This window comes from Streptomyces sp. OfavH-34-F (genome assembly GCF_022347745.1).
In the GTDB taxonomy this organism is placed as follows: domain Bacteria; phylum Actinomycetota; class Actinomycetes; order Streptomycetales; family Streptomycetaceae; genus Streptomyces.
The window spans coordinates 1-2,110 of the sequence record NZ_JAKRGC010000560.1 but is presented as its reverse complement, the minus strand read 5'-3'; the positions used below and the strand labels follow the sequence as shown (position 1 = coordinate 2,110).

Below are 2,110 nucleotides of genomic sequence, written 5' to 3'. Positions count from 1 at the left end.
GCGGCCGGTGCCCTCCTCGCCCACGTCCGGGCCGGGGCGGGCGCCCCCGACGAGGTGGTGCTCGGGCTGCCGGTGCCCGCCCGCGACCGGGACACCGCCCTGCTGCCCGCCGGCACGGCGTCGAACATCCTCCCGCTGCGCACCGCCGTCCACCCGCACCGGCCCGCCCGCGACCTGGTCCACGCGGTGGCGGACGAGATGGCGGCCGTCCTCCCGCACCGGCGCCACCGGTACGAGGACCAGCTGGCCGACCTCGGCCTGACCGGCAGCGGCGGCGCACTCCACGCCCTGGCCGTGAACGTCCTGCCGTTCAGCTACGGCCGCCACTTCGCCGGCCGCCCCGCGGCGATGCGCAACATCGCCATCGGCCCCGTCCAGGACCTGTCCGTCACCGTCTACCCGGACGACCGCCACGGGGGCCTGCGCGTCGACGCGGACGCCGACCCCGACCGGTACGGCCCCGCCGAGGCGGCCGCCGAGGCCCGCCGCTACCTCCGGCTGCTGCACGGCCTGACCACCGCTCCGGACACCGCCCTGCGCGACCTCGACGCCCTCTCCGCCGCCGAACGCCGACGCACGGCACCCCGCCCAGCCCTCCACGGACCGGCCCGCCCCGCCACCCACGGATTCGCCCGTCCGCATCCCGCCCCCCGCTCCGGCTCCGGCTCCGGCTCCGACGACCGTCCCAGGACCCTCCCGGACCTCTTCGCCCGGTCCGCGGCCCGCTTCCCCGAAGCCGTGGCCGTCCAGGACGCCGACACGGCCCTCAGCTACCGCGAACTCGCCGCCCGCGCCCACCGCCTCGCCCGCGCCCTGATCCGGCGCGGCGCCGGACCCGGCCGCACCGTCGCCGTGCGGCTCCCGCGCTCCGTCGACCTCGTCACCGCCGTTCTCGCCGTGGCCGCGTCCGGTGCCGCCCTCGTCCCTCTGGACCCGGACTGGCCCGACGAACGGACCGACCTCGTCCTGGCCGACACCCGCCCCGTCCACGTCCTCACCCCGGGCGAACCCGCCGCGCTGCCCACCGCCGCCGACGCCCCCACCCGCGTGGACGACACCGACCGGCTCACCCCGCTGCTGCCCGCGCACCCCGCCTACCTGATCCACACCTCCGGATCGACCGGCACGCCCAAGGGCGTCGTCGTGCCCCACGAGAGCCCGGTGGCCCTCCTCACCGACGCCGCCGCCCCCTTCGGCTTCGGCGCGAGCGACGTATGGACGCTCTTCCACTCCTGCGCCTTCGACTTCTCCGTCTGGGAACTGTGGGGCGCCCTCGCGTACGGCGGCCGGCTCGTCGTCGTCCCGTACGACGTGGCCCGCTCGCCCCGCGCCTTCCTCGACCTCCTCGTGCGCGAACGCGTCACCGTCCTCAGCCAGACCCCGTCCGCCTTCGCCGCCCTGGACCGCGCCGACGCCGAGGACCCGGCGCGCGGCAGCGCCCTCGCCCTGCGCTGGATCGTGTTCGGGGGAGAGGCACTGCGACCGCGGACCCTGCGCGACTGGTACCGGCGCCACAGCGGTCCGGCCGCGCCCACCCTCGTCAACCTGTACGGGATCACCGAGACCACGGTCCACACCACCCGCCGCGACCTGACCCCCCGCGACGCCGAACGCGACGGCAGCCCGATCGGCACCCCGCTGCCGGGAACCCGCATCCACCTCCTCGACGACAACCTGCGCCCGGTGCCCACCGGCACCCCCGGCGAGCTGTACGTCGGCGGCCCCGGCGTCGCCCGCGGCTACCTCGGCAGGCCCGGCCTCACCGCGAGCCGGTTCGTCGCCGACCCCTTCGGACCACCCGGCTCCCGGCTCTACCGCTCCGGCGACCTCGCCCGGTGGACACCGGACGGAGAACTCCACTACCTCGCCCGGACGGACGACCAGGTGAAGATCCGGGGACACCGCGTCGAACCCGCCGAGATCGAGGCCGCCCTCCTCGCCCTGGACGGGGTGACCGCCGCCGCGGTCACCACGGCACCCTCCCCGGACGGCTCACCCCACCTGGTCGGCTACGTGGTGACCCACCCCCCGACCGAGTCCCCAACCTCCACCCCGGCCGACCCCGCGGCCCACCTCCCGGCCGAGCCCCCGACCCCGGCCGAGCCCCCCG

The 2,110-nt window shown here is 77.3% G+C and carries 1 protein-coding gene; it reads left to right on the top strand.

Translation table 11 applies throughout. From position 1 onward, the window contains the following. Positions 1-2,110: amino acid adenylation domain-containing protein (locus MHW47_RS34875; protein ID WP_239227833.1), on the top strand; the 2,110-nt coding region annotated here is incomplete at both ends.